17 protein-coding genes and 1 pseudogene are annotated in these 14,068 nt (G+C 70.6%); 10 read left to right on the forward strand and 8 right to left on the reverse strand.

The annotated features are described in order from the left end of the window. Positions 1 to 268: 268 nt before the first annotated feature. Both ND450_RS09725 and ND450_RS09730 read right to left on the reverse strand, forming a co-directional pair. On the reverse strand, positions 269 to 1,036 hold the full coding sequence (locus ND450_RS09725) for an SDR family NAD(P)-dependent oxidoreductase (protein WP_253325807.1): 768 nt from the start codon (positions 1,034 to 1,036) through the stop codon (positions 269 to 271). Between the two features lie 48 nt (positions 1,037 to 1,084). Continuing rightward, positions 1,085 to 1,666 (reverse strand): TetR/AcrR family transcriptional regulator, encoded by a 582-nt coding sequence (locus ND450_RS09730; RefSeq protein ID WP_253325808.1) that lies wholly within the window; start codon positions 1,664 to 1,666, stop codon positions 1,085 to 1,087. Positions 1,667 to 1,719: 53 nt separating this feature from the next. On the opposite strand from ND450_RS09730, the gene ND450_RS09735 reads away from it, so the two are divergent. Continuing rightward, positions 1,720 to 2,742, forward strand: coding sequence for an esterase family protein (locus ND450_RS09735; protein ID WP_253325809.1), 1,023 nt, complete (start codon positions 1,720 to 1,722; stop codon positions 2,740 to 2,742). Beyond that, positions 2,739 to 3,215 (forward strand): GNAT family N-acetyltransferase, encoded by a 477-nt coding sequence (locus tag ND450_RS09740; protein WP_253325810.1) that lies wholly within the window; start codon positions 2,739 to 2,741, stop codon positions 3,213 to 3,215. Before ND450_RS09735 ends, ND450_RS09740 begins: the two co-directional genes overlap by 4 nt. On the opposite strand, the gene ND450_RS09745 is transcribed toward ND450_RS09740, so the two are convergent. Then, positions 3,208 to 4,047, reverse strand: coding sequence for a helix-turn-helix transcriptional regulator (locus tag ND450_RS09745; RefSeq protein WP_253325811.1), 840 nt, complete (start codon positions 4,045 to 4,047; stop codon positions 3,208 to 3,210). The genes ND450_RS09740 and ND450_RS09745 overlap by 8 nt on opposite strands. 99 nt (positions 4,048 to 4,146) lie before the next feature. Between ND450_RS09745 and ND450_RS09750 the strand changes: the two genes are divergently transcribed. Continuing rightward, complete coding sequence (locus tag ND450_RS09750) at positions 4,147 to 4,896, forward strand: SDR family oxidoreductase (RefSeq protein WP_253325812.1); 750 nt, start codon at positions 4,147 to 4,149, stop codon at positions 4,894 to 4,896. A 112-nt stretch (positions 4,897 to 5,008) separates the two neighbouring features. On the opposite strand, the gene ND450_RS09755 is transcribed toward ND450_RS09750, so the two are convergent. After that, positions 5,009 to 5,242, reverse strand: a complete 234-nt coding sequence (locus ND450_RS09755) for a putative quinol monooxygenase (protein WP_253325813.1) — start codon at positions 5,240 to 5,242, stop codon at positions 5,009 to 5,011. A 144-nt stretch (positions 5,243 to 5,386) separates the two neighbouring features. Here ND450_RS09755 and ND450_RS09760 point away from each other — a divergent pair, with 144 nt between their 5' ends. Further along, a complete protein-coding gene (locus tag ND450_RS09760; protein ID WP_253325814.1) occupies positions 5,387 to 5,887 on the forward strand; it encodes a helix-turn-helix domain-containing protein in 501 nt (166 codons plus the stop codon). Then, positions 5,887 to 6,546 carry a GNAT family N-acetyltransferase gene (locus tag ND450_RS09765; RefSeq protein ID WP_253325815.1) on the forward strand — a complete coding sequence of 220 codons (660 nt, stop codon included), beginning with the start codon at positions 5,887 to 5,889 and terminating at the stop codon, positions 6,544 to 6,546. Before ND450_RS09760 ends, ND450_RS09765 begins: the two co-directional genes overlap by 1 nt. A 2-nt stretch (positions 6,547 to 6,548) precedes the next feature. Here the strand turns inward: ND450_RS09765 and ND450_RS09770 are convergent. Beyond that, positions 6,549 to 7,561 (reverse strand): annotated as a pseudogene (locus tag ND450_RS09770) (aldo/keto reductase). Positions 7,562 to 7,865: 304 nt separating this feature from the next. Next, positions 7,866 to 8,291 (reverse strand): pyridoxamine 5'-phosphate oxidase family protein, encoded by a 426-nt coding sequence (locus tag ND450_RS09775; protein WP_253325816.1) that lies wholly within the window; start codon positions 8,289 to 8,291, stop codon positions 7,866 to 7,868. An 84-nt stretch (positions 8,292 to 8,375) separates the two neighbouring features. Between ND450_RS09775 and ND450_RS09780 the strand changes: the two genes are divergently transcribed. Next, positions 8,376 to 8,732 carry a 5-carboxymethyl-2-hydroxymuconate Delta-isomerase gene (locus ND450_RS09780; RefSeq protein ID WP_253325817.1) on the forward strand — a complete coding sequence of 119 codons (357 nt, stop codon included), beginning with the start codon at positions 8,376 to 8,378 and terminating at the stop codon, positions 8,730 to 8,732. Here ND450_RS09780 and ND450_RS09785 read toward each other — a convergent pair. Further along, positions 8,725 to 9,444, reverse strand: a complete 720-nt coding sequence (locus tag ND450_RS09785; RefSeq protein WP_371927761.1) for an SDR family oxidoreductase — start codon at positions 9,442 to 9,444, stop codon at positions 8,725 to 8,727. The two genes, ND450_RS09780 and ND450_RS09785, sit on opposite strands and share 8 nt — an antisense overlap. Beyond that, positions 9,431 to 9,823 (reverse strand): hypothetical protein, encoded by a 393-nt coding sequence (locus tag ND450_RS09790; protein WP_253325818.1) that lies wholly within the window; start codon positions 9,821 to 9,823, stop codon positions 9,431 to 9,433. The genes ND450_RS09785 and ND450_RS09790 overlap by 14 nt, the downstream gene beginning before the upstream one ends. Positions 9,824 to 10,749: 926 nt before the next feature. Between ND450_RS09790 and ND450_RS09795 the strand changes: the two genes are divergently transcribed. From ND450_RS09795 to ND450_RS09810, 4 genes are read left to right on the forward strand one after another with little or no spacing between them, the layout of a single operon-like run. After that, positions 10,750 to 11,280 carry an EF-hand domain-containing protein gene (locus ND450_RS09795; RefSeq protein ID WP_253325819.1) on the forward strand — a complete coding sequence of 177 codons (531 nt, stop codon included), beginning with the start codon at positions 10,750 to 10,752 and terminating at the stop codon, positions 11,278 to 11,280. A 30-nt stretch (positions 11,281 to 11,310) separates the two neighbouring features. After that, a complete protein-coding gene (locus ND450_RS09800; protein WP_253325820.1) occupies positions 11,311 to 12,393 on the forward strand; it encodes an isocitrate/isopropylmalate family dehydrogenase in 1,083 nt (360 codons plus the stop codon). Then, on the forward strand, positions 12,390 to 13,043 hold the full coding sequence (locus ND450_RS09805; RefSeq protein WP_253325821.1) for a cysteine hydrolase family protein: 654 nt from the start codon (positions 12,390 to 12,392) through the stop codon (positions 13,041 to 13,043). Before ND450_RS09800 ends, ND450_RS09805 begins: the two co-directional genes overlap by 4 nt. Next, a complete protein-coding gene (locus ND450_RS09810; protein WP_253325822.1) occupies positions 13,010 to 13,900 on the forward strand; it encodes a class I SAM-dependent methyltransferase in 891 nt (296 codons plus the stop codon). Before ND450_RS09805 ends, ND450_RS09810 begins: the two co-directional genes overlap by 34 nt. Positions 13,901 to 14,068: the final 168 nt, after the last annotated feature.

Here is a 14,068-nt window from a genome sequence, read left to right on the forward strand (position 1 = left end):
ACCCTTCGCCGGCTTGTCCTCGCTCGTCATGGGAGACCGGCGAGTGTCGCCTCAGGTCACAGAAAGCGGGCGGATAGGTGACCGGGGTCACATGTCGCCGGGGGTGGGGTGGGTGGAGGGGTGGCGTGGTGGACCGGGTGGGTGAGGTGGCGCCCCAGCCGAGCCGCCTGAGGCAGGGGTGGAGCAGCTGTGGTCGAGCCAAGCCGGTGGCCACCAAGCCCGGCGCGCCTGACCTGGCGGCGCCGTCACCCCACCTGCGCCGCCACCCTCAAGCCGCCACCACCGCCACCCCGGTCCGCCCGCCATCCACGTCCAGCACGATCCCGTGCACGAACGCTGCCTCCTCCGACGCCAGGTACACGGCCGCCGCCGCGATCGCGTCCGGGTGACCCGACCGGCCCGCCGGCGTGCCGTGCATCATCAAGTCGGCGGCGGCACGGGTCGCGTCGTCCCAGCCGTCGGAAGCGATCACGCCCGGCGAGATGGCGTTCACCCGGACTCCCCGCGGCCCGAACTCCGACGCCCACGCCCGCGTCAGCGTCTCCATCGCGCCCTTGCTGGTGCTGTAGATCGAGCCGCTCGGCACGCCCAGCCTCGTGATCCACGAGCCGAGGTTGACGACCACACCTCCGCCCGCCTCGATCATCGCCGGGACCAGGGCCTGGGTCAGGAAGAACGGTGCCTTCACGTTGACGCCGAAGACGCTGTCGAACGTCTCCTCGTCCGTCGTCGCGGTGGACGAGGGCGGGTAGATGCCGGCGTTGTTGACGAGGACGTCGACCCGGCCCAGGAGTTCCGTCGCCTCGGCGGCGAGGGCGTGGCTGACGGCGGGGGTGCCGTCGAGGTCGGCGCGGACGAAGTCGGCCTCGCCGCCCGCGGCGCGGATCTGCGAGACGACCGCGGCGCCCTTGGACGCGTCGCGGCCGGAGACGACGACGTGGGCGCCTTCCGCGGCGAAGGCGACCGCGATCGCGCGGCCGATGTTGCTGGTGGAACCGGTGACGAGGGCTGTCCTGCCCTCCAGTCGCTGTGTCATGGGCTCGACGCTACGAGCCATTTTTTGGACCTGCAAGTCCAGAAAAACTCAGCCTCGGAGGTGGGCGATCAGGGTGTCCAGGGCGGCTTCGAGATGGGTGGTGCTGCCGGTCGACATGAGCACCAGCACGCCGCCCTGGATGCCCGCGATGAACGCCGCGGCGACCTGGTCGGGGTCCAGGGCGGGGCGCACCAGGCCCGACTCCTGCATGTCGGCGATCCCCTTGCGGACGTGGGTCTGCCACTGGCCGAGCAGCGTGGTGACCACCTCCCGCGCGCCCGGCGTGCTGCCGACCTCACCCATCAGCGTGCCCAGCGGACAGTGCCGTCCCTGCAGGCGGTAACGGGTCACGACGGAGTCGCGCCAGCGGTCCCAGGCCGCCCACGACGTGAGCGCGCCCAGGTGCGGCTGCTGGTCCTCCAGGACGCGGGAGGCCTCGTAGCGGGCCACGGCGAGGAAGAGCTCCTCCTTGCCGTCGGGGAAGTAGTGGAAGATCTGGCTCTTGCTCGTGCCGGTGACGGCGCGGATGTCGTCCAGGGTCACGCCGGCGGGCTCGTCGCTGCGCAGGTAGGCCGCGGCGCCCTCGATGATGCGCTGCCTGGTGGCGCGGCCCTTGGTCGTCAGTGCCATGGTTCGATCGTAAGTTTTCTGGACTGGTGAGTCCACTGTGGTTGACTGGGACCATGCTGCCCTGGGAGGGACCACTGGCCGGCCGGCTCGACCGGCACACCGTCGACTCCGCGTTGTTGCGGGACAACCCGCTCGGCGATCCGCACCAACGGCCGTTGTGGGTGTACGTGCCGCCGGGCTACGACGAGAGCGCTGAGCGCTATCCCACCGTGTACATGATCCAGGGTTACACCGGGCACCTGCAGATGTGGGCGAACCGCACACCGTTCCGCCAGCCGTTCATCGAGACGGCGGACGCGGTGTTCGCGAACGGGGCCCCGGGCTGTGTGGTCGTGTACGTCGACGCGTGGACGTCCTACGGTGGCTCGCAGTTCGTCGACTCCCCCGGCACCGGGCGCTACCACTCGTACCTGTGCGACGAGATCGTGCCGTGGGTGGACGCGCACTACCGCACGATCCCGGACCGGGAGTCGCGGGCGATCGCCGGCAAGTCGTCGGGCGGGTTCGGCGCGATGATCACGCCGATGCTGCGGCCGGACCTGTTCGGCGCGTTGGCCACGCACGCCGGTGACGCGCTCTACGAACTCTGCTACCTCGCGGACTTCGGCAAGGCCGCACGGGCGTTGCGCGGCTACGACCACGACATCCGGAAGTGGTGGGAGGACTTCACCACGCGCACGGCGTTCACGAAGCCCGCGGACATGGACCTGCTCGGCATCTACGGTGTGGCGGCGTGCTTCTCGGCGAACGAGGACGGCACGCCCGAGCTGCCGTTCGACGCCGTCACCGGCGCGCCGAGGCCCGAGGTGTGGCAGCGCTGGCTCGACTGGGACCCCGTGCGGATGGTGCCGGCGCACGCCGACGCCGTCCGGTCGCTCCGGGCGGTGTGGATCGACGCGGGCACGCGGGACGAGTACTTCCTCGACCTGGGTGCCGAGGCGTTCCGCAAGGAGATCGCCCAGGCCGGGCTTCCCGACGAACGGGTGCGCTTCGAACTCTTCGACGCGGGCCACGGCGCGATCGACTTCCGCTATCCCCTCTCGCTGGCCTGGCTCGCGACTAGGCTGGCTCGATGATCCGTGAAGTGGCGTTGCGCGGCCTCGAGGACGCTGATCTCGACGTGCTGTTCGAGTTCATGCGCGATCCCGAGGCCGTCCGGATGGCGGCGTTCACCGCGGAGGACCCGGACGACCGCGCGGCGTTCGACGCGCACATGCGCAGGATCCGGGCCAACCCCGAGACCTTCAACCAGGTCATCCTCGGTGACGGTGTGGTCGTGGGCTCCATCGCGAGCTTCGTGCTGGACGGCGACACCGAGATCACCTACTGGGTCGACCGGAAGTTCTGGGGCCAGGGCGTCGCCGGGCGCGCGGTCGCGTTGCTGCTGGAGATGGTGACCACGAGGCCGCTGCGCGCCAGCGCCGCCAGTGACAACGCGGCGTCGCTGCGGGTGCTGACCAGGGCGGGCTTCCGGCCGGTCGGCACCGCCGTCGGCTACGCGAACGCGCGCCAGGCCGAGATCGAGGAGACGATCCTCGTCCTCAGCTGACGAACGTCTCCGTGCCCAGCACGCCGAGCAGCTGCAGCTTCTCGAACGCCTCGGTGCGCGGCGGCGCGGTCAGCACGAGCAGCGCCTGCGTCTGGTCCTCGGTGAGCAACGCCTGGCAGTCGACCTCGATCTCGCCGAGCTGCGGGTGCACGAGCACCTTGTGGTCCTCGAACCGCTTGCCCACCTCGTGCAGTTCCCACAACGCCGCGAACTCCGCGCTCTCCTTCAGCAGCGCCTGGACGAGCTCGCCCGCCCGTGACTGCGCGCCCATCGAGGCGTAGGCGGCGCGCAGCGTCGCGACCTGGGCACGGCCCTGCCGCTCGCGGTCCTGCTCCCGGTAGACCAGCCGCTCGCCGGGGTGGGTGAACCAGCGGTAGATCCCGCTGCGGGCCAGTCCGGTGAAGTGCGACGAGTCGCCGTACAGCGCTTCGGCGAACCGGTTCTGCACCAGCACCTCGCTGAGGTTCGACAGGATCAGCGCGGGTGTGTCGTTCAGCCGGTCGAGCACCCGTTGCAACGCGGGCGCGACGTGCGTCGGCACGGCGGAGCGCGCGGGGGCGTTGCGGCCCGCGACGCGGAACAGGTAGTCGCGTTCCTCGACGCTCAGCCGCAACGCCCTGGCGAGCGCGCCCAGCATCTGCTCGCTCGGCTGCGGGCCGCGTTGCTGTTCCAGGCGCGTGTAGTAGTCCGTGGACATCGTGGCGAGCGCCGCGACCTCCTCGCGCCTGAGCCCCCGTGCCCGCCTGCGCGCCCCCGCCGGCAGGCCGACGTCCTCCGGCCTCAGTTCCTCCCGGCGGCGGCGGAGGAATGCCGCGAGTTCGACCCGATCCATGGTTCCAGTATCCGTGGACCGGGGACGCGAACCAGGGACCGCCGATCCCCCGATGAGGGCTCTCTGCCGCGGACCCGGCGATCGGCAGACGCTGGGTGCATGCAGATCACCGGAAACACCGTCTTCATCCCCGGCGCCACCAGCGGTCTCGGCCTGGCGCTCGCCCTCGCCCTGCGCGAGCGCGGCAACACCGTGATCGTGGGCGGCCGGCGCACCGAACTGCTCGAGAAGATCGCCGCCGAGAACCCCGGTGTCGAGACCGTCCGCATCGACACGGCCGACCCCGCGAGCGTCGAGGCCGCGTCCAAGGACGTCCTCACGCGCTTCCCGTCGGTCAACGTCCTGATCACGATGGCCGGCATCATGATCGCCGAGGACTGGCACCGCCCCGAGTCGTTCCTGGAGTCCGCCGAAAGCGTCGTGACCACGAACGTCCTCGGCCCGATCCGCCTGATCGCCGCGTTCGTCGAGCACCTCCAGGCGCAGCCGGACGCCACGATCATGACCGTCTCGTCCGGACTCGCCTTCACGCCGCTGACGATCACGCCGAGCTACAACGCGTCCAAGGCCGCCATCCACATGCTCAGCGAGTCGCTGCGCCTGCAGCTCGCCGACACGTCCGTGAAGGTCGTGGAACTGGAGCCGCCGGCCGTGCAGTCGGACCTGATGCCGGGCCACAAGGAGAACGAGCACGCCATGCCGCTCGACGAGTTCATCACCGAGGTCGTGGAACTCATCGAAACGCAGCCCGACGCCCGCGAGATCCAGGTCGAGCGCGTGAAGTTCCTGCGCTACGGCGAGGCGCGCGGCGACTACGACCAGGTCGTCGCCGCACTCAACGGACACTGAGGTCGACCGGTGCCGGGGACGTCGGTCCCCGGCACCCGTTCACAGGGCCCGGGCGAATTGCCGGAACGTCAGCGGAGCACGGCCGCGGGCCGGTCCAGGTGACCGTCCGGCATCAGGCGACGGTGCCCCTCATGAGCCAGGCCGGACCCTGGGCGTACGCGCTCGCCTCGGTGGAGAACGCACCGAAGTGCGGACCGCTCACGTGGGCGTTGAACGCGTCGACGTCGGCGTAGACCTCGTTGTGGCAGAAGAGATCCGGGTCCTCCTCGTCCGCGATGACCTCGACCCGCAGCGAGCCGGGCTCGTTCGCCAGAGAGGCCTCGGCGGTCCTGCGCGCGATCTCCACGATGTCCCCCGCGGTGGGCGGGATCGACGGTGAACGACACCAGGAACTGGTTCATGGCGGCCCTGACCGGGAATCGGCAGTTCCTTCATTGAAATGGCCGAACCGCGGCACGAGGAGTTCAGTGAATGAACTACAGTGCGGGCCATGGCACTGCCCAGCACCTACGCGGACCGCAACTGCTCCCTGGCGCGAGCGCTGGAGATCGTCGGCGAGCGGTGGACGTTGCTGATCGTCCGTGACGCGTTCTTCGGCATCCGCCGGTTCGGCGACTTCGCCTCGCAGCTCGGCATCCCGCGCGCGGTCCTGACCAACCGCCTGAAGTTCCTCGTGCAGGAGGACGTGCTCGACCGCGTCGACGGCGAGTACCTGCTCACCGCCAAGGGCCTGCGGCTCTGGCCGGTGCTGCGGGCGATGATGGCCTGGGGCGACGAGCACTACTCCCCCGGCGGCGCGCGGCGCACGTTCCGGCACGACGCCGACGGCGGCCTGCTCGACACCGGCGACCGCTGTTCCGCCTGCGGCGAGGTCGTGTCCGCACCGGACGTCCGCATCGAGCCCGGTCCCGGGTTCGACCCCGGCAACGCCACCCCCGACCCCGTGTCCGCCCTGCTGAACACCCCGCGCCGACTCCTGGAGCCGCTGTAGTGCACCCCCTCGACGACCCCGCCCGCTCGGCCCTGACCGGACCGCACGCCCGGTTCGCCGAGCACAAGGGCAACGTGCTGCGCTATCCGTCCGACATGTCGCCCTTCATCGCCATGCCGCCGGACCCGACCGACGCCGACTGGCTCACCCTCGCGGCACTGGACCCGCGTCCGACGGTGACCGGCCTCGAACCGCCGGACGGCTGGCAGGTCGAGGCGCGGTTGTCGCTGCGGCAGTACGTCGGCGAGGACATCGCGGCGGCACCGGAACCCGAGGCCGTCCGGCTGTCCACTTCGGACGTTCCCGAGATGATCGCCCTGGTGGAGTTGACGAAACCGGGCCCGTTCCTGCCCCGCACCATCGAGATGGGCACCTACCTGGGCATCCGGCGCGAAGGCAGGCTGGTGGCGATGGCCGGGGAACGCCTCCACGTGCCCGGCCACACCGAGATCAGCGCCGTCTGCACGCACCCGGACGCGGCAGGGCAGGCCTTGGGCACGAGGCTGCTGCTGGCCGTCGCGCACGGCATCCGCGAGCGCGGCGAGACGCCGTTCCTGCACGTGCTGACGTCCAACACCGGCGCCGTCCGGCTCTACGAGAGGCTCGGCTTCCGCCTGCGCCTGGAGACCGAACTGCTGGTGCTGAACCCCGGCACGTGAGCTCAGCGACGGCGCAGGGCGGGCCGCTCGAGCTGCGGCGGCACGTACGCCACGTCGATCGGCCCGACGTCGGTTCCGGGTGCCACGATCTCGTCGACGCGGTCCAGCACGTCGTCGCCCAGCACGACGTCCGCTCCCGCGAGCAGGTCGTCGAGCCGCTGCGGCGTGCGGGGACCGATGATCGCCGAGGTGACGGCCGGGTGGGCAGTGACGAACCCGAGCGCGAGGTGCGGCAACGACATCCCGGCGTCGCGGGCGAGCGCGGCGAGTGCCTCGACGGCGTCGAGCTCGCGCTCGTCGGTCATGTGCCGCGGTGCCCAGTGCAGCCGCCCGGCCGACGCCGTCTCCCCGTTGCCGCGGCGCAGCCTGCCGGAGAGCAGGCCCATCGACAGCGGGCTCCACACCAGGACGCCCAGCCCGCACCGCTCGCAGACCGGGAGGATCTCGCGTTCGACGCCCCGGTTGAGGAGCGAGTAGTGGTTGCTCGCTGCGGAAGCGGGCCAGGCCGCGGTGTTCGGAGGCCCACTGCGCCTCGACGATGTCCGACGCGGGCAGGTTGGAGTGCCCGATGGCGCGCACCTTGCCCGCGCGCAGCAGGTCGGTCAGCGCGTCCAGCGTCTCCTCGACGTCCGTGCCGGGATCCGGGTGGTGCACCTGGTATGAGGTCGACGTGGTCCACACCGAGCCGGCGCAGGGAGCCCTCGACGGCCGAGACGACCCAGCGCCGTGAACTGCCGCGCCGGTTGGCGTCCTCGCCCATCGGGCCGTTGAACTTGGTGGCGAGCACGACGTCGTCGCGGCGCCCGCGCAGGGCCTGGCCGACGATCCGTTCGGTCTCGCCGTCGCCGCCGTGGACGTCGGCGGTGTCGATGGTGTTGATGCCGCGGTCGAGCGCGTTGTGGATGATCCGCACGCACTCGTCGCGGTCGGGGTTGCCGAACCGGCTGAACATCATGGTGCCGAGGGTGAACGCGCTGACCTGGATGCCGGTGCGACCGAGGGGCCGGGTGTGCATGGTGCTTCCCCTCACGGGGACGAGGGCACGGTGCCAGCAGAAGCGGACGGGGAAGGTCCGCTACCTCAGCTCCTCGAGGACCTCGCACAGGAGGGGCCGCACGGGTCTTCCTCTCGTCGCGCCTGATGAGCGAGATGGCTGACCCGCGACGCCGTCGAGCACCTCACTCACCTTCCGAGGGGTCGTGCGCGGTGAGTGGGTCGAGTTCCGCTCGGTGCGCTCCACCACGCTCACCGTCGTGGCGGCCGCGGTGGTCCTGTTCGGCGTGCCGCGCCGGTTGCCCTGCCGCGACGTGTGATCCCGCTCAGTAGCTGAACCGGCGCACTTCCTCCGGGTGCAGCACGAGGCGGATCTGGTCCGCGCCGAGGATCTCCGCGAGGTCTCCGGCGCGGGACGGGTCGCCCAGGTCCCAGTAGCGGGCGGCGAGGCGTTCGGCGAGGTCGTGCGCACCGGTGGTCTCCACCTCGACGCGGCCCGCGACCGACACCCAGCGCTCGCGTTCCGCCACCGGGGCGGCGACGACGAGCGAGGCACGGGGGTCGCGGCGCAGCCGGCGCACCTTGAGCGAGTCCGGGGCGGTGAACAGCTCGATCGTGCCGCCGGCCGTCGCCTCGAACCAGACCGGCCGGGGCTGGGCGGGCACCGGTCCCGCCGCCACGGACAGGAACCCGTGCAGCGGGCGGCACAGGAACTCGAGGTCGTCGGCGTTCAGCGCGGTGTCGGCGGTCATGAGATCCACTCTGCCCCAGCGGCCGGCGGCACGCAGGGCTCGCCCGGCTTCCGGCGCCACGCCGTGTTCTCGTAGGTTGGGGCCATGCCCCAGATCACCGTCGAGTACTCCGCCGAACTGGGCGGGGCGCTCGACCGCCGCGCCCTCGCCCTCGCCCTGCACCGGACCGTCGGGCCGCTGGTCAGCGCGGAGGTCGAGGCCTTCAAAACGCGGTTCCGGCAGATCGAGGAATCGGTGATCGGCGACGGCTCACCCGCGGCGATGGTCCACGTCAGGATCGGGCTGCTGACCGGCCGGTCCGTCGAGCTCAAGCAGGAGGTCGGGCGGGTGGGCATCGGGCTCGTCCGCGACCACCTCGAGCCGGTCGAGGGGCTGCCGACCCAGCTGACGCTCGAGGTCTACGACATGGACCGCGACCAATATCAGAAGATCGTCATCTGAGACCCGCGGCGGACGTGCTGTACCGCCAGAACGCGGCGACGTCCCCGGGCTTCTCCGCGGTGGTGGGCAGCACGTGCGCCGGACGCTCCCGGCGGTCGTGCCAGAACCGTCCGGCACGCGGAGCGGGTGTCACCGCGGCGAGCCAGACGACGGTGTCCGCACCCTCCTCCGGTGTGCGCAGGAACGCCCTGGTCAGGCGGTGGAACCCCGGCAGCGAGCCGGCGACACCCGGCGTGTCGGCCCAGCCGGGGTGCATGCCGTGCACCGCGACCCCGTCGCAGGCGTAGCGCTCGGTCAGCAGCGGGACGAGCGTGACCTGCATGCGTTTCGTGCGCGCGTAGGCGGTCGCGCCCTTGTAGGTGCCCTCGCGGTACTCGGGGTCGTCGGCGTACAGGCGTTGCGTGTACATGCCTCCCGAGGAGACGAACACGACACGCGCGTCCGGTGAGGCCGCGAGCAGCGGGCGCAGCAGGTCGGTCAGCAGCAACGGGCCCAGCACGTGCGTGGCGAACGTCAGCTCGTGGCCGTCCGCGGTGACCGTGCGTTCCTTCGGCAGGACCCCGGCGTTGTGCACCAGAACGTCCAGCCGGTCGATCTCCGCGGCGAACCGCCGCACGGACTCCGGACTCGACACGTCGCACTGCCGGACTTCGATCGTGTGGGGTGCCGAAACTGTGCCTGGTGGTCTGACCTGCTCTTCAGGCCGCCGCAGATTCGTACTCGTTGATCAAGCGGCCGGCCGTGGTGGAGTGCGCGAAAGCTGAGAGCCACGTTCGCTGGTCGGTGGTGTTCCACGAATAGCCGACATCGCGAACGACCAAAGGTCGAAATACACCGACTGGCCCCCACACTCGTTTCGAGCTATCCAGCAGCGCAGGAACACGCGAACTGCACAAGCTCGCTGCGCAGGGGAACTCGAGTCCCTCTCGAACACTGGCTTCATCCCTACCAACAGGGCGGATGCTCCCATCGAGCGTCCGCCCTGTTGCGTTGCGGACGATCTCCGCGTTCAGCGCTTCGCAGACCCGTTGCGGCTCGTCGGGGTCCGCCTGCCTGATGACCTTCTCCACGTCGCCGAGCGAATCGATCACGGCGTGGACCTCGGCGCCACTTCGCCCGAGGCGTTTCGGCATCCCGCGAAGTACCGCGAGGCGTTCGATCCGGTCAGGTCCAAGAGGTCGTAGTCGGTCTCGCAAGGGCGCTTCGGCGGCGAGGGATCGGCGGGTGCGGTGCTCGTCGCAGTACGTCGAGAAGTTCGCCCAGCAGGGGAAACCCGCCGGTCGAGCGGAGCTGCGGAATCCACGGCGCCTGCGCCGAGGTCGCCGCCCTCCGCCAGCTGACCTCGATCTCCCGGAGACGGGCTGAAACCCCAGGACAGCACACAGGAGTGCCGTCTTGTCGGAACCGTCCGCGCCGATCAGCGCGACCCTCGGCCCCGCGAGCACCTCCAGGCCGACGGAATCGACGACCGGTCGCCTGTAGCAGTGGCAGTGCACTCACTCGAGCAGCAGGGACAAGGCCGTCACATGCCCCAGGTCGTTCACCCCGACGGGGCGGTCCCGGCGATCTCAGCCGGTTTCGCCGCCACGGCACAGCGGCTCGGCACCCACCGCACCGCTCGTGGAGCCGGTATGGCTCGCGGTGCCGGGGATGCATCTTCGCGACCACACGACCCGAAGATGCCCGCCTATTCCACGTCAGAACGTCAACATCACTCTGCGTCGAACCGGTGACACCGACGGGGACGACGGGCCAGGCCGAGATGAATCATTTGTCGGAACAGTCCATGACACCAGTGCTCTTCTTCCGTTTCGACATGACCTGAACAGATGCCATCACCACAAGGACAACCCGCATTCGAGCGATTTCGGCGTGACGGCGTAAATTCACACTTTGCGGTGGCGCGGGACGCTTCCCGTCCCTTCCCGGCATTCGACTGCCATAGTTGCGGACGAGATCATCACGGAACGGGAGTCCGGCTCTCGTCCACGCCCACTCGGAAAGAATGGTTCAGAGAATGCAGAAGAACGCACTCGAACGCGTCACGGTCATCTTCACGCTGTTCGACCGCGACGGGGACGGCCGACTCGAGGCCGAGGACTTCGAGATCATGGGCGCGGACGTCGTGCGGGCGGCGCCGCTGTCCAGCGAAGCCGCCAGGAACACGATGCGCGGAGCGTTCGAGCGCTACTGGACCACCCTGGCCGCCGAGCTGGACGCCGATCGCGACGGAACGATCAGCTTCGACGAGTTCACGGCCTGCGTGCTGGCGCCGGAACGGTTCGACGACACGGTCCGGGAGTTCGCCGAGGCGCTCGCCGCGCTGGGCGACCCGGACGGCGACGGGCTCATCGAGCGTCCCGTGTTCCTCGCGCTCATGACCGCGATCGGCTTCGAGCACGACGCGATCAACGCGCTCTTCGACGCGTTCGGCCCCTCCGAGTCCGACCAGATCACCGTGCCGACCTGGGTCGCGGGGATCAAGGACTACTACAGCCCCACGAAGGCCGGCATCCCCGGCGACCACCTGGTCACCAGCGGAACCTGAGCGGCGCCCACCCCAGCGGAGAGGAACACCTTGGTCCCCACCATCGGACTCGCTGTCGGCCGGGGCACCGGCCCGGAGCTCGCCGACGTCTTCGAACACGTGCTGACCACGCTGGCGAACGCGTCGTCGGTCCCCGTCGCCCTCACCCGTTCACCACGCCTCTACCACTCGTACTTCTCGCTGAAGGCGGAGGCGGACGGGGTCGAGGAGGTCGGGCTGCTCACGGAGCGGGACGCCGACCACTACGAGCAGTTCTGCCGCGACCTGGCTCGCGCGGGCTCGACCGCGGTCTTCCGCACCGCGATCAACGCCCAGTCGCTGTACCTGGTCCGCGAACGGCTCCAGGCGGTGAAGGTCGACCTCATCGAGGACGGGGACACGTCGCTCCTGCTGGTTCGCGACGAGGCCCAGGGCTTCTACACGGGCGAGAACCGCCACGGTCCCGGCGTGGTGCACCGCACCATGTCGTTCAGCAGGGACATCACCGAGAAGGTCGTGCTCACCGCCCTCCGGCAGGCCCGGCGGCACTGGCCGGGCGAACAGGTGCGCCAGGTCGTCATGGCCTACAAGTTCCACCTGCTCGACGGCGCGCTCGGTGCGTGGGTGGCCGAGATCGGCGCCCGGCACGGCGTGGACATCAGGCTCGCCCAGCCGGACACGGTCAACCGCAACCTCGTCGAGCACGGCCTGCCCCCGCGCACGGTCGTGATCGGTGCCAACGAGTGGGCCGACATCATGCACGTCGTGCTGCTGGACCGCCTGGGCGCCAAGCGCCAGGAGAACCGGTGCACCGAGAACATCCACCTCCACCCCGACGTGAGCGATCTGGTCGAGTACCAGACGGTGCACGGTTCGGCCGACGACCTGGAGGGCCTGGGGGTCGTCAACCCGACCGCGACCATGCGCGCCGCGGCCGCGATCGCCGAGCGGCACGCCGGCTGCGCCGGAGCGGTCGAGCGCACGGAGAACGCTCTCGCCTCCGTGACGGGCCGGGGAGTCCGCACGCCGGATCTGGGCGGACGGAGTTCGACCACCGAGGTCGTGTCCGCGGTGGTGGACGTGCTGGAGAAGCCGGACTTCGACCAGCACCGCGCGGCGACGGTGAGGGCGTGACCGCGACGACGCTCGTCGTCGTGGACCTCCAGAACGACTTCTGCGCGGGCCCGGCCGTGGCCGCCAGGTACCGCGGTGATCCCGCACTCCTGGACACCGTGGCCGGCAACGCGGCGCGTGCCGTCGCCGTGGCGAGGACCAGGGCCGTGGAGGTCGTCTTCGTCCGGTTCCACGGTGACACACGGCACCAGGGCCCCAGTTGGCGCCGCCGTGACCTCGCGCTCGGCAAGCAACCCAAGTGCCGGGAGGGGACCTGGGGAGCCGAGTTCCACCGAGTGGTGCCCGCACGGGGGGAGCGCGTGTTCACCAAGCACGCCCGGTTCGACGCGTTCCTCACCGAGGGCTTCGAGCGCCACCTGCTGCGGGAAGGGGCCGAGCACCTGGTCTTCGCGGGCCTGTACACCGACGTCTGCGTGGACACCACAGCGAGAACGGCGTTCCAGCAAGGCTTTCACGTCAGTGTGCTGACCGACTGCACCACGAGCCTGCACCTGCCCGACGAGACGATCCTGCGGTTCATGAGCACCGTCTACGGCGCCCGGCTGACGACGCTGGACGATCCGGACGTCTGGTCGGCGCCCCTCACCGCACACCACGACCAGGAAAGGCAGGACAGGTGTCCCCTACCGGACACGGCGGCCAGACCGTAGAGCGCGGGGTCGCGCGGACCGCGCTCATGGTGGCCGCGGCCCGCGCGATCGAGAGCCACCGGCCCGACTCGCTCGCTCGCGACGACTACGCCGAGCACTTCGTGCGTGCCGCCGGCACCTGTGAAGGCTGGCCGTTGCGACCGCACGAGGTCCCTGCGGGAGACGACGACCCGTTGTGGGGCAGGCTGGGACGCTACTTCGGCCTGCGGACGAGGGTCCTCGACGACTTCGTGCTGCGGTCCGTGCGGGGCGGAGCACGACAGGTCGTGTTGCTGGGCGCCGGTCTCGACACGCGGGCGTTCCGGCTCGACTGGCCCGGCGGCAGCGTCGTGTTCGAGATAGACCAGGCCTCGGTGCTGCGGTTCAAACAGGACGTCCTCGACGGTCTGGGCGCGGAACCGCGCACGCGACGGGTGCCGATCGAGGCCGACCTGCGCGACGGGTGGGAGGCTTCGCTCGTCGACGCGGGGTTCGATCCCGCCGCGCGGACCGTCTGGCTCGCCGAGGGGCTGATGCTCTACCTGCCGGGCGAAGCCGAGCGCCACCTGGTCGACGTCGTGGACAGGTTCGGCGCACGAGGCAGCTCGTTCGCGTTCGAGGTGAAGCTCGGCGCCGAAACGCCGGAGGTCCGGTCCAGTGCCGTCTACTCGGCCGCCCAGCAGCAGATCGGTGTCGACCTCCTCACCCTCTTCGACGCGGAACCCCGCCCCGACTCCGCCGCGGACCTCACGGGCAGGGGCTGGGTCACGCGGGTGACGACCCCGTTCGACTTCACCAGGGCTTTCGGGCGTGGTCCCGAACCGGAGCGGGACGACGCGCTGGCGAGCAACCGGTGGATCTTCGCGGTCAAGCCCTGACGGCGGGACCGCGAACGCGCAGGACGGAGGCCGGGCTCCCGCTGAAGCGCCGCACCCTCGGGCGGGGGGTCTCCCCGGCGCCGCGCACCCACCTCGGCGGGACGTGGCTTCGACGCGCGGAGTGGCGCCGGAGCAGGCAGTGTGGGCGGTCTCCGGTCACGGAGGAGC

This window comes from Lentzea sp. HUAS12 (assembly GCF_024125735.1).
Classification (GTDB): Bacteria; Actinomycetota; Actinomycetes; order Mycobacteriales; family Pseudonocardiaceae; genus Lentzea; species Lentzea albida.